20 protein-coding genes and 1 pseudogene are annotated in these 20718 nt (G+C 44.5%); 6 read left to right on the forward strand and 15 right to left on the reverse strand.

What is annotated here, in order from left to right:
• Positions 1–56: 56 nt before the first annotated feature.
• Positions 57–1391, forward strand: coding sequence for an MATE family efflux transporter (locus tag RXV91_RS13615; RefSeq protein WP_316440310.1), 1335 nt, complete (start codon positions 57–59; stop codon positions 1389–1391).
• Between the two features lie 152 nt (positions 1392–1543).
• On the opposite strand, the gene RXV91_RS13620 is transcribed toward RXV91_RS13615, so the two are convergent.
• Positions 1544–1867, reverse strand: coding sequence for a helix-turn-helix transcriptional regulator (locus RXV91_RS13620; RefSeq protein ID WP_033610874.1), 324 nt, complete (start codon positions 1865–1867; stop codon positions 1544–1546).
• Between the two features lie 166 nt (positions 1868–2033).
• Here RXV91_RS13620 and RXV91_RS13625 point away from each other — a divergent pair, with 166 nt between their 5' ends.
• The gene (locus RXV91_RS13625) at positions 2034–3038 is read left to right on the forward strand and encodes an NADP-dependent oxidoreductase (protein ID WP_316440311.1); all 1005 of its coding nucleotides are present in this window, start codon (positions 2034–2036) and stop codon (positions 3036–3038) included.
• A 44-nt stretch (positions 3039–3082) separates the two neighbouring features.
• Positions 3083–3757: a type 1 glutamine amidotransferase domain-containing protein gene (locus tag RXV91_RS13630; protein ID WP_316440312.1), complete on the forward strand. Its 675-nt coding sequence runs from the start codon at positions 3083–3085 to the stop codon at positions 3755–3757.
• A gap of 29 nt (positions 3758–3786) precedes the next feature.
• On the opposite strand, the gene RXV91_RS13635 is transcribed toward RXV91_RS13630, so the two are convergent.
• From RXV91_RS13635 to RXV91_RS13660, 6 genes are all read right to left on the reverse strand, one after another.
• Positions 3787–4278: a GNAT family N-acetyltransferase gene (locus RXV91_RS13635; RefSeq protein WP_316440313.1), complete on the reverse strand. Its 492-nt coding sequence runs from the start codon at positions 4276–4278 to the stop codon at positions 3787–3789.
• A gap of 187 nt (positions 4279–4465) precedes the next feature.
• Positions 4466–5350 (reverse strand): DMT family transporter, encoded by an 885-nt coding sequence (locus RXV91_RS13640; RefSeq protein WP_316440314.1) that lies wholly within the window; start codon positions 5348–5350, stop codon positions 4466–4468.
• Between the two features lie 5 nt (positions 5351–5355).
• Positions 5356–5625 (reverse strand): DUF3658 domain-containing protein, encoded by a 270-nt coding sequence (locus RXV91_RS13645; RefSeq protein ID WP_396426783.1) that lies wholly within the window; start codon positions 5623–5625, stop codon positions 5356–5358.
• Positions 5520–5984, reverse strand: a complete 465-nt coding sequence (locus RXV91_RS13650) for a hypothetical protein (RefSeq protein ID WP_316440316.1) — start codon at positions 5982–5984, stop codon at positions 5520–5522. Before RXV91_RS13650 ends, RXV91_RS13645 begins: the two co-directional genes overlap by 106 nt.
• Before the next feature lie 17 nt (positions 5985–6001).
• Positions 6002–8020, reverse strand: coding sequence for a translation factor GTPase family protein (locus RXV91_RS13655; RefSeq protein ID WP_316440317.1), 2019 nt, complete (start codon positions 8018–8020; stop codon positions 6002–6004).
• A gap of 281 nt (positions 8021–8301) precedes the next feature.
• Positions 8302–8946 (reverse strand): NAD(P)H-dependent oxidoreductase, encoded by a 645-nt coding sequence (locus tag RXV91_RS13660; protein ID WP_316440318.1) that lies wholly within the window; start codon positions 8944–8946, stop codon positions 8302–8304.
• Between the two features lie 119 nt (positions 8947–9065).
• On the opposite strand from RXV91_RS13660, the gene RXV91_RS13665 reads away from it, so the two are divergent.
• Positions 9066–9986 (forward strand): WYL domain-containing protein, encoded by a 921-nt coding sequence (locus RXV91_RS13665; RefSeq protein ID WP_316440319.1) that lies wholly within the window; start codon positions 9066–9068, stop codon positions 9984–9986.
• A gap of 87 nt (positions 9987–10073) precedes the next feature.
• On the opposite strand, the gene RXV91_RS13670 is transcribed toward RXV91_RS13665, so the two are convergent.
• Positions 10074–10742, reverse strand: coding sequence for a type 1 glutamine amidotransferase (locus RXV91_RS13670; protein WP_316440321.1), 669 nt, complete (start codon positions 10740–10742; stop codon positions 10074–10076).
• Positions 10743–10884: 142 nt separating this feature from the next.
• Between RXV91_RS13670 and RXV91_RS13675 the strand changes: the two genes are divergently transcribed.
• Both RXV91_RS13675 and RXV91_RS13680 read left to right on the forward strand, forming a co-directional pair.
• Positions 10885–11334 (forward strand): ASCH domain-containing protein, encoded by a 450-nt coding sequence (locus RXV91_RS13675; RefSeq protein ID WP_316440322.1) that lies wholly within the window; start codon positions 10885–10887, stop codon positions 11332–11334.
• Positions 11335–11414: 80 nt separating this feature from the next.
• Positions 11415–12845, forward strand: coding sequence for a 4-hydroxyphenylacetate 3-hydroxylase N-terminal domain-containing protein (locus RXV91_RS13680; protein ID WP_316440323.1), 1431 nt, complete (start codon positions 11415–11417; stop codon positions 12843–12845).
• Positions 12846–12922: 77 nt separating this feature from the next.
• Here the strand turns inward: RXV91_RS13680 and RXV91_RS13685 are convergent.
• The 7 genes and pseudogenes from RXV91_RS13685 to RXV91_RS13715 form a co-directional block, all read right to left on the reverse strand.
• Positions 12923–13669: pseudogene (locus RXV91_RS13685) on the reverse strand (tyrosine-protein phosphatase).
• Between the two features lie 166 nt (positions 13670–13835).
• Positions 13836–15179: a threonine/serine exporter family protein gene (locus RXV91_RS13690; RefSeq protein ID WP_316440324.1), complete on the reverse strand. Its 1344-nt coding sequence runs from the start codon at positions 15177–15179 to the stop codon at positions 13836–13838.
• A gap of 213 nt (positions 15180–15392) precedes the next feature.
• Positions 15393–16064, reverse strand: a complete 672-nt coding sequence (pgmB, locus tag RXV91_RS13695) for a beta-phosphoglucomutase (RefSeq protein ID WP_316440325.1) — start codon at positions 16062–16064, stop codon at positions 15393–15395.
• A 329-nt stretch (positions 16065–16393) separates the two neighbouring features.
• The gene (locus RXV91_RS13700; RefSeq protein WP_316440326.1) at positions 16394–17929 is read right to left on the reverse strand and encodes a helix-turn-helix domain-containing protein; all 1536 of its coding nucleotides are present in this window, start codon (positions 17927–17929) and stop codon (positions 16394–16396) included.
• 173 nt (positions 17930–18102) lie between these two features.
• Entirely contained in the window at positions 18103–18756 is a 654-nt protein-coding gene (locus tag RXV91_RS13705) for a nitroreductase family protein (protein ID WP_316440327.1), read from the reverse strand.
• A 27-nt stretch (positions 18757–18783) separates the two neighbouring features.
• Entirely contained in the window at positions 18784–19629 is an 846-nt protein-coding gene (locus RXV91_RS13710) for an acetoacetate decarboxylase family protein (RefSeq protein WP_316440329.1), read from the reverse strand.
• A 32-nt stretch (positions 19630–19661) separates the two neighbouring features.
• The gene (locus RXV91_RS13715) at positions 19662–20522 is read right to left on the reverse strand and encodes an SDR family NAD(P)-dependent oxidoreductase (RefSeq protein WP_021730379.1); all 861 of its coding nucleotides are present in this window, start codon (positions 20520–20522) and stop codon (positions 19662–19664) included.
• Positions 20523–20718: the final 196 nt, after the last annotated feature.

The raw sequence follows: 20718 nt of genomic DNA on the forward strand, positions 1-20718 counted from the left end.
TCTGTTCGTCTAGTCACGCTTCGACCGACCGTTCAGAGAAGGAGTGACTTATTTTTATGAATGATTTATTTGAGAAGGCCCCGATTCCCAAAGCTTATTTTCACTTAGCCTTTCCCGTTGTTCTTGGTATGGTTGCCAGCATGATTTATAACTTAGCAGATACATTTTTTGTTGCTCAAACTGGTAATGCTGATTTAGTTGCTGGTATTGCCCTCGGCAGTCCACTATTTTCGTTTATGTTAGCAGTTGGCGATATTTTTGGCCTCGGTGGGAGTGCCGTTATTTCAAGAGTTCTTGGCCGTCATGATTATCACCAGAGTGCACGGATTAGTAGCTTTTGTTTTTACATTGCGATCGCGCTTAGCTTAGTACTGACAGCCTTATTATTACTATTCGAACAACCAATTTTAGGCTTGCTAGGTGCCACGGCAGCTACCCGCCCCTACATCGCCGACTTTTATCGTATTCTGGTATTAGGATCAACCTTCATTGTCGTTTCATTGGTTCCTGGTAATATTATTCGAACCGAAGGACTGGCCCAGCTCTCTATGATTGCGACCATTAGTGGGACGGTTCTGACCATTATTCTCGATCCCCTATTCTTATTTGGTTTTCACTGGGGCGCTTCGGGCGTCGCTTTTGCCAACGTTTTGGGGTACGCGGTCAACACTAGTCTGTTAGTCCTTTTTATGCGCCGAACCAAAACGCTCTCGTTAGCACCAAAGTTAGCCCATATCTCACGGCCAACCCTGAAAGCCGTCGTTGCTGTTGGGATTCCTGCCTCACTGACTAACCTAACCCAGAGTTTTGGCATGATGATTTTGAATAGTTACTTAGCTGCATACGGCGCCCAAGCCGTAGCTGCCATGGGAATCGTTCAAAAAGTTTACATGGTCGTTATGATGGTTATGGTTGGCTTTGCTTTTGGGGCCCAGCCCTTAATTGGTTACACATACGGTGCTAAAAATTGGTCACGACTGCGGGCAACGTTGCGCTTCGATTTAAAAGTCGAAGGTGGCTATGCAACCATTTGTGCGATTATTCTAATGAGTTTTGCGCCTCAACTCATTAAATTATTTATGAATCAACCCGCCATTGTCACTATGGGCACACACATGTTGCGAGCAATGTTGATTACGACACCATTAGTGGGCTTCATTCTCGTATTCACGACCGTCTTTCAATCAGTCGGTGCGGGTTTGAGTGCTCTAGCCATGGCACTTTCGCGACAAGCAATCTTACTAGGTATCGCCATCGTTATTCTGGCAAAACTCTTTGGTTTAACTGGCATTATTTGGGCCCAAGCAGTTGCCGATGTCCTAACATGTCTACTTGGCTGGCTACTTTATCGGCACACTTTCAAAGATATTCAAGTACCATCCTCAAATTAATAGTACGTCGCGGTGCGGCTAACTATCAGTTTGAAGGCATTATTCAGACACGCCTCGGTCTCACTATTAAGTGAACTAAAAACAGGTATTACCAGAATGGAATTTATTCTGGTAATACCTGTTTTTTCAACCTTATTTATTTTTGCCACAGCTCATTTGTCTACGGACTTGGGCCGGGCCAAATCCGTCTCTAATGATGCCGTCAAATCCTTTAATAGTTTTAGAGTCGCCGTCATGTTAGCTCGGTAATAACGTTCCGTCCCAGTTTTGCTGACTGCTAAAATTCCCGCATCTAACATTAATTTTAAATGGTGTGATACCGCCGGTCGTGATAAGGCGATTTGTGCTGTAATTTGGTTAACCGTCATCTGGTCAGTTCGGCACAGCATCACCAAAATTCGTTGCCGATTTTCGTCTTGAAGAATCGTAAAAATCGGAACACCCTTCTTAAATATTGCCATCGTTCGTTCTGCCAAAAAATCACACCTTTCCAATTACGGTTCGTATTCTTAAACCATTTAACGCTTGCTAAAATTGAAAGTCAAGAATTAATCGTTGACTTTTTGTAAGTAAGCGACTAGAATCAACAGCATGATTTGTTCAAGATGTTAAACATTTAAACCAATATATTAGGAGTCCACTATGCAAGCTGCCATTATTACTAAATACAAGCAAATAACCCCCATGGTGACAGAAGTCCCTGTTCCGACAATAGCTCCCAGCGATGTTCTCGTCAAAATCGTTGCCGCCAGTGTCAACCCAATCGATTTGAAAACCAAAGATGGCGATCTAAGATTGTTACTGCAATACCCCATGCCATTAATTATGGGCAGTGACTTTGCCGGCGTAATTACTGCCGTTGGCGACCAAGTGTCGGGCTTTCAAGTTGGTGACGCTGTTTACGGTCGCGCCCCCAAAGATCGAATTGGAACCTTTGCCGAATTTATCGCCATTGATCATCAAGCCATCGCACTGAAACCAGCCAATCTTAATTTTGAAGAAGCCGCTGCAATTCCATTAGTAGGCTTAACCAGTTACCAAGCACTACACGATCTGATGCACATCCAACCGGGACAAAAGGTTTTCATTCCCGGCGGTTCGGGTGGCATTGGGATTATTGCCATTCAACTGGCCAAATATTTCGGCGCTTACGTCGCCACCACTACCAGTGCGAAACATTTTGACCTCGTTCAATCACTAGGTGCTGATAAAATCATTGACTATCATCAGCAAGACTTTACTGATGTATTATCCAATTACGATGCCGTATTAGATACCCGCGGCGGGCAATCCCTCGAAGCCGCTTTTCAAATTATCAAGCCAGGCGGTCAAATCGTCAGCATTGCCGGCCTTCCCAACGCGCGTTTTGGAAAGGATTACGGACTACCAATATGGAAACAATGGTTATTGGGGCTAGCAACGCGTAAACTGAGTCGGCTAGAAAAACAAGCCCAGGCTACCTACTCGTTTCTGTTCATGCAACCTAATGGCCAGCAACTTGTGCGCCTGCGACAACTAATTGAACAAGGCGTGATTAAACCGGTTATTGATCGGGTTATCCCCCTCGCCAACATCAACGACGCGTTAGCATATTCGTATGCTGGTCACGCCACCGGTAAAATCATTGTCAGTATTCAACCTAATTAGCCAATACCGACCTTCAAACCAGTCTTTTTAAGGAGTCATAATTAATGAAAAAAGTCTTAATTGTTGAAACCAACGTCACCCGTTACCAAGGAACTAACGATCCGACTGGTCTTTGGTTAGGTGAAGCCGCTGAGTTCATCGATGAAATGCAGCAAGCCCAAATTGCCGTTGACTACGTTAGTCCTAATGGTGGCTTCGTGCCCCTTGACCCGCGCAGTATGAAATATACTGATGCCGCCACAATGGCCGTATATGAAAATCCTGATTTCATTGATCGGGCCCTTAAGAATACGCTCAAGCCAAGTCAGGTCAACCCCGATGCTTATACTGCTATTTACTATACTGGGGGCCACGGTGTAATGTGGGACTTCCCGGACAATTCCGAGTTACAGACCATTGCACTGGCCATTTATCAACATGGCGGGTATGTGACTTCCGTTTGTCATGGAATTGCTGGCCTTCTAAACATCAAAGACCAAACGGGCCAATACTTGATTGCTGGCAAAACCATTACGGGCTTTACCGCAACTGAAGAGCTGATTGCCGGTAAGAAACGGGTGGTCCCATTCCTTAACCGTGAACGAGCCACTGCTCACGGTGCTATCTTTAGTCAGCATCGCTTTTATCGCGAATATGCCATTACTGACGGTCAATTGATCACTGGTCAAAACCCGTTCTCAGCACGAGCGGTCGCACGCCAATTGATTGCTAAACTATAAAAAACGGGCACAAGGCCCGTTTTTTTGCGTTAATCTTCAAAAATTCGCTCATGCAAAACACCAAACGGCGCATGATCGATATAAATCTGACCAGTGTCGTGAAATCCATTACGTTGATAAAAACGCTGGGCCACAGTATTATTTGCCAGAACAAGTAGGTAATTCTGTGGATAGTCCGCCTTCAAGCGACGGTGGGCCTGCATCATTAACTGCTGACCAATGCCATGCTGATGATAGTGCGGGTGAACATATAGCGAATACAGTTCGCCCCACCCCTCATAGTTCGTATGTCTGGCCGGACCAAATGTGCAAACCCCCACCACTTCACCGGCAGCCGTCATGGCCAACAACATATTTTGCCATCGTCGTTCCGGGCGCCAAGTTGCCGGCGTTAGTTGCTGTAAATAACTTACGGGCATCAAATCACGATATGCCGATTGCCAAGTCACATAATATAACTGTCGAATTTTTTCAAAGTCACTGTCTGCTTCAGCGCGGACGATCCGATACGTTGACGCCATCAGACTAACCACCTTTCAATTCAAGTTGTACCGCGAATTTAGTCGTTTATATAAATAAGGTATCTGCTAACTGTCCATAAAGAACATCAATTAGATGAATGTTTCACGTGAAACAAAAACACATTGCACTCCAAATTAAAAATGCACCAGTACAATATGCTCATTTTGAGTTTAGTATTAACCTGTGTTATGGACGAACTCGTCGCATATTTAACACGTTTGGCAGAATTACGGCCGTAAGAATAATGACCACGCCAACCATTTGCAACCAATCAACAGTCTCACCAAGCAATACAAATGCAACGACAATCGAGGCTGGCAATTCTAAAGAAGAAAGAATTGGCCCAATGCCGAGCTCTAAGTACGGCATAAATAATGAATACATAACCAGTGGAAAAACCATTGAGAATAGTGCAATCAGCACTCCCCAGCCGACTGTTGCTGGCGTGGTGGGTGCCGTAACTAATTGCGGTGACCACACGATAGCAATGAGTATGAAAGCGCCCAAACACAGCAACCACGTTTTTGATAGCGGATCTAAGTTATTGCCTAAGCTAGCCGTAAACTGCATCGTGCAAGCATACGAACATGCCGCTAAAAAGCTGAGTATCAAGCCCCACGGCGCGAGCGCCTGCGTAATCGGAAACAGTCCAGCAGCTAAAATCGTGCCTATCAATACCAAAGCAATACTGACCATTTGCAGTCGTGAGGGCCGCCGATGATGAATCACAGCCCCTAGTAGTGTTGATAGCCAGACCGCCTGCATCAACATCACTGCGGCCACAGCAACTGGGATAAGCTTTAACGCCTGAATATAAAAGGTGTTAGTAAATCCCGAAGCCGTTCCAGCCGCAATTACCAGTCCGATTTGCTTCCAATTCGTTTGCTGATTACGCAAACGCGCTCGGCGGAAAATTTGAATCACGGCTAAAATCACAACTGCACTCAGAAAGGACCAAAATAGCAGTGGGCCATTAACGACTCCTTGCTGGCGTGCAATCTTAAATAGTGATGCAGGAATTCCAAAACTAACGGCCCCCAAACCAACAAACAGGGGCGCAATTTTCTTCACATTAATCATCCTCTCGTTGACAAGATATGTTGGAGCCTGGCACGATACCACCAGTCTGGCAAGCCCAGTGAGTAGCGCATCAGCATCTCACCAATAATTTGCACAACTGGGCGTCCCGGTTGTATTTGGCGTTCTAACAAGCTGTCATAAAAGTCAGCGGCGACACTGACTAAGTGCCCGTTAAGATTGACCCGTAACGGCGCATTTTCTGCCACAAGCGCTTGCCATTCATAACTATGAGCACGCTGTTCGTTCTTAGAAACGACTTGTACCAACTGTAAGTAATGCGCAATATCTTCTGGCAGTATTTCTGATAACTCAGCGGCACCATCACTTGTCTCAATTGCGCGTCTGTGTCTACTAACTGCTGACATAGCCAGTCAAACCCTACCCAATCATCCGGCATAGACCACCACACTCGTAGTACCGCCCCCTGCTTAACTTGAGATTTTAATGTTGCCAATGCTTGCTTAACAACTGGGTCATCGGCACTGTTGGCGAGCTGTGCTGGGCCATCAGTTGTCAGCCGAGTTAAATCACCAATTTGTAACGACAATGGCAGACTCAAAACTGGCTGGTGCAACTCATATTGCAAAGTTGCCGCGAAGGTCGAATTAAACGTCACATCCGTCATCTGCATTTCCTCAATTTCTATTTTGATGGCGCCTTAAAATGTGCTAATTCCGTATCCGAATAAACATACGGAACATGCGCCATCTCTGGCACTTGATCCCAAGCTACCGGATAACCGGCACCATGTGCACAAAAGACCGAGTCCGGTGTATTTTCTAAATCTGCTGTGGGGACATATTCGGCCTTATCGACAACAGCCATCTCGTTATGACACGGCCGATAACCATCCACGATACATTCCAATTGCCCCTGCCCATGCGTGTAAGCTCGAACCGTCTGTGAATAGTCCTGCATCGCTGCTACTGGCGCCGTTCCCGTAATTGTCGTTAAGTCAGTCCCATCCGTGGCCACGCTCGTATTCGCGACCGGTGCATCGAATTGACCATTCATCCGCTGAATATCAGTCATCGCCCGGCCAACTTGCTCCTGACCAACTTCGAGACGAAACCGATACCACGGCTCCAACAGCTGACAATCACCACATTGTTTTAGCATCATCAAGCCTTGACGCAACGCGCGCCACGTCGCCTCACGAAAGTCCCCACCAACTGAATGAACATTGCTAGCCCGGCCACTAACCAACGTTACTTTGACATCCGTTAGTGGTGCGCCAATCAGGACACCCAATTGTGTTTTGGCTTGTAGATTTGACACAACTTGGTGTTGCCAATTGCGGCCAAGTACTTCCAATGAACAATCGGTCGTAAATTGCAGTCCACTTCCCCGCGGTGCGGGCGTCAGCAACAAATATACTTCCGCATAGTGCCGCAACGGTTCAAAATGACCGACGCCTTCAACCGCCTTGGTAATCGTTTCTTGATACAAGATACTCCCAGTTCCGAACTGTACGGACAGTTGAAAACGCTCTTTTAAGATTTGTTGCAGTACTTCTAGCTGAATCATTCCCATGACCTGTACTCGCAATTCCTGGAGTGGTTCTGACCAAGTCACGTGTAATTGCGGATCCTCATCTTCAAGCTGACGCAAGGCTGCCAAACATGCATGCAGTTCTTCGGCTTGAGGATCAAGCGCATAAGTCAGTACCGGCTGCATGGCCGGCGATAAACCAGATGGCGCGCTACCCAGTCCCTGTCCCGGTCGTGTTCCCGTCAGACCGGTAATGGTGCCAACTGCTCCAGCCGTCAGCACAGGCGTTGTCGCATATTTAGTGCCATTATAAATCCGCAGCTGATTGACTTTCTGATCATCTAGTACAATATCTTTAGGATGTAATTCTCCGCCGGTCATTCGAACCCAGGTCAGCCGTTCACCCTGATCATCGTGCGTAATCTTAAACACTCGCGCACCAAAATCAGTACTCGTCGACCGTGGTTTTGTCCAATAGTCAAGGCCAGCCATCAGGGCATCAACCCCATCTAACTTGAGTGCCGCACCAAAATAACACGGAAAGACTTCCCGGCGTTGAATCATTTGCCGGATCGTCTCATCACTCAGCGCTCCCGTCTCTAAATAATCTGCCAACACCTCGTCATTTTGCATCGCAATCTCTTCAACTGTCGCTGAAGGGATGGTTGGTTGGCTGTCGCGAGCTGTGGTGGCCCCCAACGTATTAAATGCCACACAACCTGGCGATAATGTTTGTTGGATTTGCTTGAGCAATTGTTCGCCATCCGTGCCCGGCGCATCCATCTTATTTACAAATAACATGGTTGGTACGTGATACCGGTCTAATAATCGCCATAGCGTCCGCGTATAGCCTTGAACACCATCAGTCGCTGAAACGACTAAAATTGCATAGTCTAAAACTGATAGCACTTGCTCAGTCTGCGTTGCAAAATCCACATGGCCCGGAGTGTCCAAAAGCGTTAAATTGATATCATTATATTGTAAGTTTGCTTGGTGTGAAAAAATCGTAATGCCGCGCTGTTTTTCAAGCGTATCTGTGTCTAAAAAGGCATCGCCATTATCCACACGCCCTAATTGCCGCAATGTACCTGACCGATAAAGTAACGCCTCGGACAACGTTGTTTTACCCGCATCGACATGCGCAATAATTCCCGCTACAATTTGTTTCATGTGGGGCTCCCTTCACGCATATTAAATTACTGCTTCCAGTATACCGGTTCTGAACGTCAAACGGTTAGTAAAGATCTGCCACTACCGTAGATTGGGACAAATCCCGCCATGTAAGTCTGGCATTCAATTCAAAACCAACCGCTTTAATAACAAGACATCCTTCGGGACCAATCATGCACTACGCAGTCACTTTGCACAGCACGTCGAAAAAGGTATTAGCGGCCATCAATATCAGACCACTAATACCTTTTCAATTATTCTAATCATTACAACGACTGTCGTTAATTATAAAACCGTTCAAAAGCGGCCGCCAAATCTACTTTGGCCTGCTTCAGTGCTTGTGGCACATCCACACCTTGCGTTTGTAACCCTTGTGCCCGTACTATCTCAAACTGATCAAAACCCATGATCTCCGTGAACATCTTATCAAGATATAGCCGTGAAAATTCCATTGGTGTGTAACGGTCATTGCGAGTATAAATTGACCCACTGGCCTGCAGTAACATGACACGATAGTCATTAGTCATCAAGCCCACCGACCCATTTTCAGTGTAACGGAAAGTCTCTCGAGCCACTAAAATATTATCAATATAGTCTTTTAATCGTGCTGGCACGTTGAAGTTATGCAACGGCATCGCAATCACAATTCGATGATGAGCTTTAAACTGTTGTAAGAGTTGTTGATTGATTGCAAATAGTTGTTGCTCCCGAGCCGATAAGGTCACATGCTGAGCTTGTTTTTCCCAAATTCCTAATAATTCAGGTACCGTTGCTTGTGGAATAACCATATCGTAGAGATTGATGATATCAACAGTATCCTCAGGGAAACGACTCCGAAAATGTTGTAAAAAGGCCTGTTCTAACTGAATAGAGTAGTGCGCCGTGTTCCGAAAGTCTGGATGAGCATTAATGATCAAAGTTTGCATATTTAAAAATCTCCTTAATGATTAAATTAATCGTTGGTCGTAATTGACAACAGTTATATACTACAGTCAAAAGGTGCCAGTCTATGTCACCATTAAAATAATTTTTTAGGAGAAATTATATGAATCGTTCTGAACGCCTTAATCAAGAGTTGATTTTTCTAAGCTACCGACAAACATTTCACGTTAAAGAACTAATGCAAGAGTTTAACATCTCCAAACGTACGGCCCTGCGCGATATTAGCTCATTAGAACAGCTTGGCTTATCATTTTACGTTGAGCCCGGTCGTTATGGCGGTTACCAGCTCGTGCAGCAACAACTATGGGTCCCGGTATTATTGAATAGTCAGGAAATCAACGCGCTCTTTTTTGCGCTCAAAGCGCTCAGCTTACTGTCAGCGACGCCTTTTGAAAAATCCTATCAAACAATTTACAAAAAACTCATGGCGACGCTATCTTTAAGTAATCAGCGCCAAGTCGCTAAGTTACAGCGCGTCGTTAACTACTACTCAATTCCTAACCTAGATGCGCCGACACATTTAAGTGATTTATTAACAGCGATACTTGATGAAACGGTTGTCCAGTTGACAACCTCGCTCGTGACCGCTAAATTTCAAATTTTTGATTTATTATATCGACATGGAATTTGGTTCTTCAGTGGCTACGATCTCGACAGTAATGTTTGGGGAATTTACCGCTGTGATACCATTAAGTCTTTTCAAGTCAGCGAACAACCAGCACGATACACTTGGGAACAACTCGCCGAACGGCAACATGCTTATGATCGTGACCATCACAACATACGATACAAATGCGTGCTAACACCTCTGGGCCGTGAACACGTCCAGAAAAATAATTATCCTAATATGCGCTTAGAGCATCAGGACGGTCAAGACTACCTCGTTGGTGGCTATAATCAAGATGAACTAGCTTATATGATCAACTATTTACTAGGATTAGGCCGCAACGTTAAAATTATTTACCCCGAAGCATTAAAAACTGGTTATCTCAAAGAATTACAACAAATTCAGGCTTTTTACTGATGTTCAGTTTGCTGAACAAAAATACCGTTAACCCTATCAAGGTCTAACGGTATTTTTGATAACACCTTCGCACTATTTTTAACAGTTTTATTCAGTCGTGATGTAATCCAAGATCGTATTCAAAACTTGTTGATTCTGGCTGGGCACCGGCGTTTGTAAGATTTCTGCTGTCGTTTGTTTCAAGGCCGAACCAGAAATATAACGACCATCATTAACCACCATTTCCCGTACATTATCCGCAGCCGGCTCAAAGTGAAATTGCAGGCCTACGACCCGATGATTGAATACAAATCCTTGATTAGCCACGCGATCACTGGAAAACAATAAAGTCGCCTCGTCTGGCACAGCAAACATTTCTTCATGCCAGTGTAGTACCGACAAACTGGCTGGAATCCCTGGAATCACCGTACTCTGCCGATAAACGGGCGCCCAACCAACCTCCTTAGCTGGAGCTTTAGTGACTGGATAGCCCAAGGTTTTCACAATCTGTTGCGCGCCATAACACGCCCCAAACAATGGCACATTGCGGTCTAATAGTTGTTGAATCAAGCGACGCTCTTGTTTGATCCATGGTAAATCATCATTGGGACTCATCGGTCCCCCGAGGATAACAAGCATCTCCGTCTCATCCACCGTTGGGAGAACCCCAAATTGATACGGGTGATAGACATACATGGTATGACCATGGGCATGGACCCAATCAGCAATCATGCCAGGCCCCTCATTCGGGGTATGCTGCAACACATTAATTCGCATGGTTCGTCCTTTCCACAACGGCAATGTTTGGTCTGGGTATCGCCTGCAATTACCCAAGATAGGGTCATTATACCACGCTAAATAAAATGCCAATGGTCAGTTTATGCTAAACTTAAAACTAAAACCAATCGGAGGCCCCACAATGGATGTCCAATCCTTTTTTGAACAAGCTAAATCTACACTAAATCTGCCAAAAACAACCCCGTTACAGAGCGCCTATCAGTTTGGTAGCGAAGCCGATGAACTCGCACAACTCGTACTAACTGGCACAAAGACGGCTACCACCAGCGCTTATGATCTATACGAAGCTGATGAACCACTTCCAAAAGTTGGGGCCTACGATATCATCTTAGACGCCCACGATCAACCAGTCTGTGTGACTCGTACCGACCAAGTCATGATTACCCCCTACCTTGACATCACTGCGACGCACGCTTATTTAGAAGGTGAAGGCGACCGCACCTATGCCTATTGGCGCCACGTTCATGACGCCTTTTTTGAACAGGAGTACCAAAGTGCACACCAGGTCTTTGACCCCCAAACCGCACAAATGGTCCTAGAACGTTTTCATGTCGTTTATTCTGCGCACTAAATTAAAACATTGGGCACCCAATGAATTCGCTTCCATTCGTGGTATATTGGAATAGAACTTTCATTAGGGGGAAAATAAACATGCATACTATCGAACAGCTCAATGATGGGCGAGCGGTCTATTTGAATGGACACCGCGTCAATGTCGCTGACGTCCCAATCTTTCGTAAAACTTTAGCCCTGAATAACCAATATTATGCACTTCAACACACTCATGCTGAAGTACACACCTATCTAGAAAATGGTCAGCGCTATGATATTGCTTTTAAAGTACCACGTACCGTTGAGGATTTGCGGCAAAAACACCGCGCTTATCAGGAAATTGCACAAAGTAACAGTGGCATGTTAGGGCGCACACCAGATTTCCTTAATACTGGTATGGCCGTCTTAGCAGAACGCGCTGCCTTCCTCGGACACAACCAATATACCAATTTTGCAGCGAATGCCCGTCATTATGCTGAGTGGGTCAAAAATAATGATATTTTTATTAGTCACGCGCTACAGAATCCACAACTCGATCGCCAAAAAGCTATCAATATGATTTCATCTGGTTATGCAGGTGTTCACACCGTTGAGCGGAATCAAAATGGTATCTTTGTTTCGGGCGCCAAAATGGTCAATACAATGGCCCCGATTGCCGATGACTTACTGATCTTCAATCCACCAGAGTTATTGCTAGCAAATGGTGATAGTAGTTACGCCGTCGCCTTTGCCACACCACTCAATAACCCCGACGTCAAAATTATTTGTCGTAAATTATTGGATCATCCCGCTGCTTCAATCGCCGACTACCCACTCAGTAACGCCCTTGACGAAATCGATGCTTACATTGTTTTTGATCACGCTTTTATTCCGTGGTCAAAGGTTTTTGTCGAAAATAACGTCAAAATGAGTAATCGTTTTTTCATTGATTCCGGCATGTTCATTCAGACGTCCCATCAAGACGAGGTTCGTGGTATTACCAAACTCGAATTAGCAACTAGTTTGGCAATTCGCATCGCACATGTCCTAGGTTTAGATGGGTTCCTAGGGGTCCAAGAAAAACTTGGTCGTTTGACGGCTAATCTTGAGCTCATCAAAGGCACCATCACCCGCTCAGAAGACGATGGTCATTTGGATAAATTTGGCATCTATACACCAAGTCTACAAGCATTACAGGCCGTCCGTTCAACCCTTCCCGAATTCTATGATGAGGCGCTCAGAGTAACCCAACACTTAGCAGCCGGGTCCATGGTTGGCGTACCTAGCTTTGCAGAATTTAATGGTGATAACGCCGCTATCTTAGACCAGGCTCTGACCACCGATCGAGCAACGGCCCAAGAACGGTCTCGCCTGTTGAATTTAGCCTTCGACCTGACCAGCGCTGGGTTCGGCCAACGTCAATTAATGTATGAATATTATCACGGTGGCGATCCAATGCGTATTCGCGCTCAACATTATCAACACGCTGATTTACAAGCTGGTAATCACATGCTTGACCAACTATTGTCAACTGACAGCACTGACCACTAATGATGATAAATCACGCCAGTACTCAGGCTAGTTTCAACTGAGCATTGGCGTGATTTTTACAGTTTTACGGTTCTTGACTACCTAGTCAAATATAATTGACGCAGCTGTTGACACTCCTTGGTGGTCAATTCTAAGCCAGCCTGTAAATAATTTGAGACTATGCCATAGTGGGCTCTGATAACTTCAAAATAATGACTAAAGTAATCAGCATCTACTAATAATGCCTGACTAACAGCCCGCTGTTGTTCCAGCGTTAATTTAGACGCCATCGTCGCCAGAATTTATTGATTAGCGTGCTCACGTGCCTGATTCGTTAACAAGTAATCAGCCATAATCTGCTCATCGCTAACAGCCATGATCTTCAAAAACAGGGCCGCACCGACCCCAGTCCGATCCTTGCCGGCAAAGCAATGAAACACTAGCGGTTGGTTTGGAACTAGTAATAATTGAATAAATCGGCGATAACTTTGACGAGCAGTTGGGTCTAATGCCAATTATTCATATAACTGAATCATTCGGTCATGAACTGCCCCTGTGCTCCTGACCATCGATTGCAAACTCGCATCATTATTCATGACCTGGGCCAATACATCTAATACTTGATACTGTACTTGTGGTTACGTGACATCGAGAAATCGATGACACTCGTCAGCACTCCACATATCAATGATCCGCGTAATTCCTAACGTTGTCGCCAAATATTGCGTTTGCGTCAGCGTTAACTGATTAAGTTGTCCTGACCGATAAATCAATCCGTCTTTAACGACCGGTTGCTGCACATTCCGATAACCGCCTAATGACCTTAAATTAGTAATCGCTACCATGACCAGCCTCCTTAATAAGTTGCGATTCTAATCGTAAACTTCAGTCATATGATTTTCAGTCCAAGACCATTCAAAAAGCCGTTTAGCTGCTAGACACTCCTGTCCAGTGGTTAAACGACTTTTTAAACTATATTCATTCAGCAATTTTCAGCGCTATACTGCCTAATTAATCAAAATGACGCCATTCATGATCCAATAGCGCGCGCGCAACAAACAATCCTAATGGCAGAAACATGATAATTAATACCGCTTTGGTCAGCCACAACGAACCAACACTTATTTGATTATTACCAATACTATAAATCGCTCGGTAAATATATAATCCTGGTACCATAATTACAATCGATGGGACAGTCAATGAGATTCGTGGATAACCATTATAACGATTAACAATCGAAGCAATCAAGCCCGCAACGAGCGCCCCGCAAAAAGCCGCAGCGGCCGGTGGCATGGCTGTTAATTCTACTAGTTCAAGCCGTAATGTGTTGGCAATCGCGCCAATAAAACCCGCTGTAATGGCCATTTTTTGCGAACTATTAAACATAATTGAGAAACCATAAACCCCACAAAAACTAGCCGGTAAACGTAATAAAAGAATCGCTAATGGTGACAACCCTAATGGCAAGAAATCAGCGGGTTTAAAATTCACTAGGGTTGCGACCAACCACCCGACCAGTGTGGCAATCAAAGTAATCATAATTGCATAAGCTAGCCGTTCCAGCCCCGAACGCATATCTAGCTTGGATATATCCAACATGCTCGTAATAAACGGGAACCCCGGAATCACGAATAACATTGCCCCGATATAACCAGCTTCATGTTGCGCCAGAATCTGAAAATTATATTCAAAAATTTTGAAGCTCACCATATAAGCCAGACAAGCTACGGCAACGCTGACCGCGATGCCCGCAATCGTCGTCATTGAGCGTTTACCCATCAACGCGCGAACATAGTTGCCAAGTCCCGCCCCTAGAAAGGAGCAAATCATTTCTGGAATGCCGCCACCAAGTAAAAAGATGAATCCGCTACATGCTAGTCCGGCTGCTAACCCTAGAACCACTGGTGAATATTGTTTGGGGCGCGCTTGCACCTCATCAATGGCCGCATGTACTTGCGCCACCGTTAATCGAGCATACTGCTCATCGAAATCCTTGACAAATTGTTCCAAAATATTCAACTTATCCGTATTGACGCCGGTGTTCGGTAAAGATAATACCTGTGTATAGCTACGTTCGTGATGAAAACACGTGTATTGAATCGAAATCAGGCCAATATCTGCCGAACACGTTAAGTTAAGACTGCGAGCAACCTTATTCATTGCATCACGAACCCGCCATGCTCCCGTGCCACACGACAACATCAGAATACCAACTCGACCGACAATAGAAGTCCGCTCCTGCAAACTTGCGTGCTTGGCCGGTACATCCTCATTACGGATAAAGTCCTTCCACGGAATCGTCATATGATGTCGTTGTGATAACGGCATCATAGACTTGCGATCATTATTCATAGTTTCCTCCATATTGATGGTAACGATTATTAACAAGCTCCTCTTTATTTTAGGCTAGTTTCGCTATTTTGAATAGCTGTTCACAGATTTAAATAAGCAATGTTTCACGTGGAACATTGCTTATTTATCGTCACATTGCAAAAAACTACCTTGCTAACCTCAATAGTACTGGAGATTGCAAGATAGTTCCTGAATATTAAAATTACATAGATTTTATACTAACGCTGCTTCCAAATTAGCCAAGGTTAATTCGCTCGTCGACCTAAAGTTAACGTCTGCCCCCGTCAAAATAATAGGATCACCAATTCCAATCGACGTCTCACCAGCACCGTTAATCGACTGAATCCCAACCTTAGCGTCTTCAACACCCGCACATTCTTCCGGTTTAAGACCTAGTACTTCTGCACCACGCGCAAAAATTTCTGGATCGGGCTTGCCGTGTTTTAAGGTCGCTGGATCAACCCGTGCTTCAAAGTAATGTGCCAATCCTAATTGTTCTAGAACAAGTGGTGAATTCTTAGAAGCTGAGGCTAATGATAAGCGATAACCATGCTTAGCTAAATCAGCTAAAAAGGCCTCAATACCAGGTAAAATTGCCGTTTTATCCATACCTTTCAATAAGTTCAAGTAATTCGTATTTTTCTTAGTCGCGTAAGCCTCTTTTTCGGCTTCTGTATAATCGTTTTCCTTACCACCCGTTTTCAGGATCAGATTCAACGAATCCATTCGGCTGACACCCTTCAAGTTATCAGCAAGTTCTTCACTCCAGGTCACACCCAACTCATCAGCTAATTGGTGCCAAGCTTGTGAATGGTAGACGGACGTATCCGCAATCACGCCATCTAAATCAAATACAAACCCTTTAATATCCGTAAATTTACTCATTAATGATTCCTCCTTGTGAATTACCCGCACAATTAATCTATGATGATCAAACAACGATGCCATTATCTATAGACACTGCAAAACTTGATTCAGCCTATTCGTCCTTGAAAGACATTGTCATAACTCACCTATATTATAAAACGCTTTCAGCTTTGATGCAACCGGTTGCATAGCTATTTTAATGATAAACCTCATGCTTAGTCGTTAAGCTAGTCCCGCTTATCCCAATAGATACGCACTTATTACTGAAAATGAGTAAACTCACCGCTTTATTAAATTTTACTGACGCAACCATCTTTTAACAACCGGTTGCACACTTTTAGCTTCGCTTAGTCTTGGGTTGGGATTGGAATATCCGGTCGATACTGGTACTGATGTTGTGCTAAAAATTGCTGTAATTTGAAACTAGCGGCTAATTTAAAACACGTTTCAGCATCCCGTAAGTCACATCCCGTTAACTCACTAATATGTTGTAGTCGATTACGCAGGGTATTTGGATGAACATATAATTGCTTAGCCGTTCGGGTCAAATTACAAGTCGCATGTAAGTATGCATCTAGCGTCGGCAATAATTCAGCATGATTTTGCCGGTCATAAGCCAGTAACAAGCGTAATGCTGGGTTAATAAAGAAAGGTAAGATTTCGAGATGGTTAACCCGTGCTAATGCTAAATTATAAAATTGGTCTTCACAAAAAATTACCCGACCACGGCCAGTCTTCAGTTGGGCCGTTCGTTCACAAACCGTATACGCAGCAAACGTATCTTCTGGATTAACATAGTGTTGGGACACGATTAGGCGACAATCTGCTTGCTTGGTAATTTGTTGGAGCGCTATTTTGAATTGATTTTGATTGTATGCAGCCAAACCAATTGAAATCAACGCCACGCATTGCTGATGGTAGGTGGAAACTAACACTTGCTTAAACCGTGGTAACATTAAATATTGGAGCCGTTGTTGTAAAATCAGCGGCGCCTGATCAGCTAATGGCTCACAGCGAATCAGAACCATCGCAGTTGGTAGTTGCACATGTTGTTCAGCAAACTGATCAGCAAATGTTCCTCCCTGCCGCTCAGTTAACAATAAATTCAATAACCGGTCTCGTTGCGACTCAGCAGTCGGCATAATTTGATTTTTAACTAACGAGCCAGCAATAACCTGGCCAATCGCATTAATGAGGAGTGCCTGCTGGTCATTTAACGGTTGATTGAGTGCCGGCATGACTAAATAACCAATGGGCTCGGTTCCATTCGCTAATGGCGTAATTAACATCGGCCCTGCTGACAAACGATCCTCCGCCACATAGACCTGCGTCAAAAAATCAGGCGTGTCCGGCGCAAACCCATGATCCAACAACCACTGGCCAACCCGGTTCGTTTCAACTGCCGCATGGATACTCGTTCCATTCAGTTGCGTTGTATGTGAACGAGTCAGAATCTCACCATTTAAATCAATAATCGCCAGCGGATTTTTCAGCAGCCGGACCGCTTGCGCCAATGTTGTATCAAAGTCTGCCGTAATCGCATTAATGGCTAGCTGATTGATGGCCGCTTGAATTTGAATATCATGATGTAAACACTTACCGAGTGTCATTAACAATTTTAGTAACTGATTCTGAGCAGCAATCACCGTGGTTAATCTCACACCCAAATTAACCATACCAACCGTTCGCCGGTGGCCGTGCCAACTATAAGATAATCGAACAATCTGGCTCGATTCGGGTTGCAAATACAGGCGATGCACCATCAAAGCTTCTGTCATATCAACAAATTGAACGTGTGTCACTTCAGGATTATGTGTAAATTTTGTATCAATGTTCACCTCAAATGTTGCAGCTAACTGCCGCAATAACGGTTTTAATTGCATGATCGATTAGCCTCCTTAGTCGCTTTTATCGCCTTCATCATAAGCAATGTAAGCGCTTTTGTAAAGCTGGTTACTGATGAACTGAGTAGCGGCTCTGATTTAAGCTTTAAATTATCTACCGTTCAAAAAAAGAGCGGGTTAGCCGCTCTTTTCACAAACTTATTATGTTAATTTCAACCAAGAAAATCGGTCTGGGTCTTAGCATCGTACCGGGTCGTATGCAGCGGTTCCTGTGCCGCTTTCCCAATCGCAATCCCCATTACGGGAACATACCGTTTTGGATCAAGCCCCAATGTTGGAATCATCTTCTCAAAATCGATACCGGAGAAGGCATTGGCGTCATACCCATGAGCCCGTGCAACTAGTAGCAACTGCATCCCAACAACGGAACAGTCAATCGTCGCATCAAATTTCAAGAAATCCGGCGTTGCATTTTCATATAGTGGTAAGAAAGTTCCCAGAATTTGGTCCAAACGCTCCTTAGTAATATTACCGTCCTGATAAACCTTGTTCCAGACATCCCGGTAAACATAGTGCGATTGGGTGTCACCGGCAATAAAGACGATAGCCGATGCACTGTCAACTTGCGGATAATTGAACTTCATCACAGCCTGCTTGAATTTAGCCTTTGCTTCGGGTGTATCAATTACCACAAAGTGCCATGATTGTAAATTACATGCTGATGGCGCTGTAGCTGCTTCTGCAATCATCTTTTGCAACTCATCACGCTCAATTTTGACATCCGGGTCAAACTGCCGCACTGAATGGCGGTTAAACATCACGTCTGCTAAATCATTGTTCACCAAATTTTTTACTGCTTCTGACATCAGCTATTCCTCACTTTCGTAATCAGCCTAAATAATGTAGGTCGCTGCCTTTGGATTGAAGAAGCTCCGGTCATAACGGCCCGTTAAAAGCTTGGGCATCGTTGTCGCGGCATCGACTTCGTCCAATTTCAAAGTATTAAACATCACTGACGTATCGAAATGGAACCAAGCAGCGCCAAGTGGCTTCAAAACCTTCAGTTCACCAAACGGATCATCATCAGTCGAATCAAGTTGAATGCTTAGATTCCCAGGTTCAACTTGATCAGCCAAGGAACGTAACTGGGTCGCTACTAACTGAACATTACTGAAATGGTTCGTCCCATCTTCATGTTGATCAATATCATATTTGTAGAAGAAACTGTTCATTTCAGCTTCCTTACCTAACGCCAATTGCCCCGCAAATTGTTTCATAATTGATGGATCATTCAATTCACCAGCCGTCCACGAAACGTTCAACAACGTCTTACCATGACGTTCAACCGTGGCCGTCGCACTGTTGTCATTCCGGCGTAATTCGATGGCATCTGCCAGCTTCTTAGGAATTCCGGCACCTTCGCGCCCTGCAATCACACCACTTTCCGCGCCGGGTCCGTGGAGTAAGAGGTTAATTGGATAAGCACCCATCATCTTATCTTTATAGCTAACGAGGGCGAATAGACTTTCTTCAAGGTATGGTGCACTAAAAGTCGGTTTTCCCATATGAACAACATAGCCGCAAACTACTGGCGCCATTAATTTTAACGGTGCTGGAATTAAAGCCTTAAGTGTGGCTTCATCAGTCGCATACGCAAAGCCAATTCCTTCCTGATCATTCATACTTGGTGAAGTCAAAAAGTTGTTAACATCCTGATCACTTGCAATAAAACTTGCCATGGTAAAACACTCCTTTGTCTGCGTGACGATAGTTACATAATCCCGTCCATAATGTGAACGTCTGGCGCACCATCCGTGACGATCCGTTTAACCCGATCTTCAATGAGTGGATTATATTCGGGATGGGTCAAAATGTAGAATCGGTTATCCTCTAAGGCTTTAAAGACGGTATCGGCAATTGTATCAATCGGTTTTCCATTGGTAATGACATATTTCGCAAACTGTTGCCCCTTTAAGTACGCTTCACTTTGATAATATGGGTCCGTTGGATCACTGTATTGCGCTGGTCGGTGATTCTCAGTGTGATAGAGATCCGTCTGCACGAATCCTGGACACATCACGTGCATGTCAATGTCAATATCGGCACGCTGCAAATCATAAGCCGTCGCCTCAGTCATCCCTACGGAAGCAAACTTGCTGGCATGATAAGATGGCATTCCGGGTGTATCAACCAAACCGGCAATTGACGCCACGTTAAGAATATCCGCGTGGGTTTTCTGTTGAATCATAATTGGAATGATGCGCTTCATCGCATAGACTTGACTCATTAAGTTGATATGCATAATCCATTCCCAATCACGAGTCGGCAATTCCCAAATCCGGCCGGGTAATGCGATTCCCGCATTGTTGATCAGCAAGTCAATGCGACCAAACTTTTCCATTGCCTGTTCGACAGCGTCATCCACACTCGCTTCCTTAGTAACATCGGCTGTAATCATCAACGCTTCGGCACCTTTGTCGAGAACGTGCTGATAACTCTCTTTCAAAGCCGGTTCATCAATATCAACCATGGCTAATTTCATACCACGATCAGCGGCACCCTCAGCAATTACTTGCCCAAACCCGTGTGCAGCACCTGTAATAAACATGACCTTATCTTTAAAATCTTTCATGATTCGTTGATTCCTCCTCCAACTAAATTGTGATTTTTTTAACTTGAACAGTTCTATTGAACTGATGACCGGCCATTCATCTTGACTACGCTTTCATACTAACGCGTCAGTCTCTTCGAGGTAATGGGTAAAAACACTACTTTTTACCACTACTAAATGTAGGTTTTATACATGTGTCTTCGTTCACAAATATAAC

This window comes from Lactiplantibacillus sp. DA1 (genome assembly GCF_032681335.1).
Classification (GTDB): Bacteria; Bacillota; Bacilli; order Lactobacillales; family Lactobacillaceae; genus Lactiplantibacillus.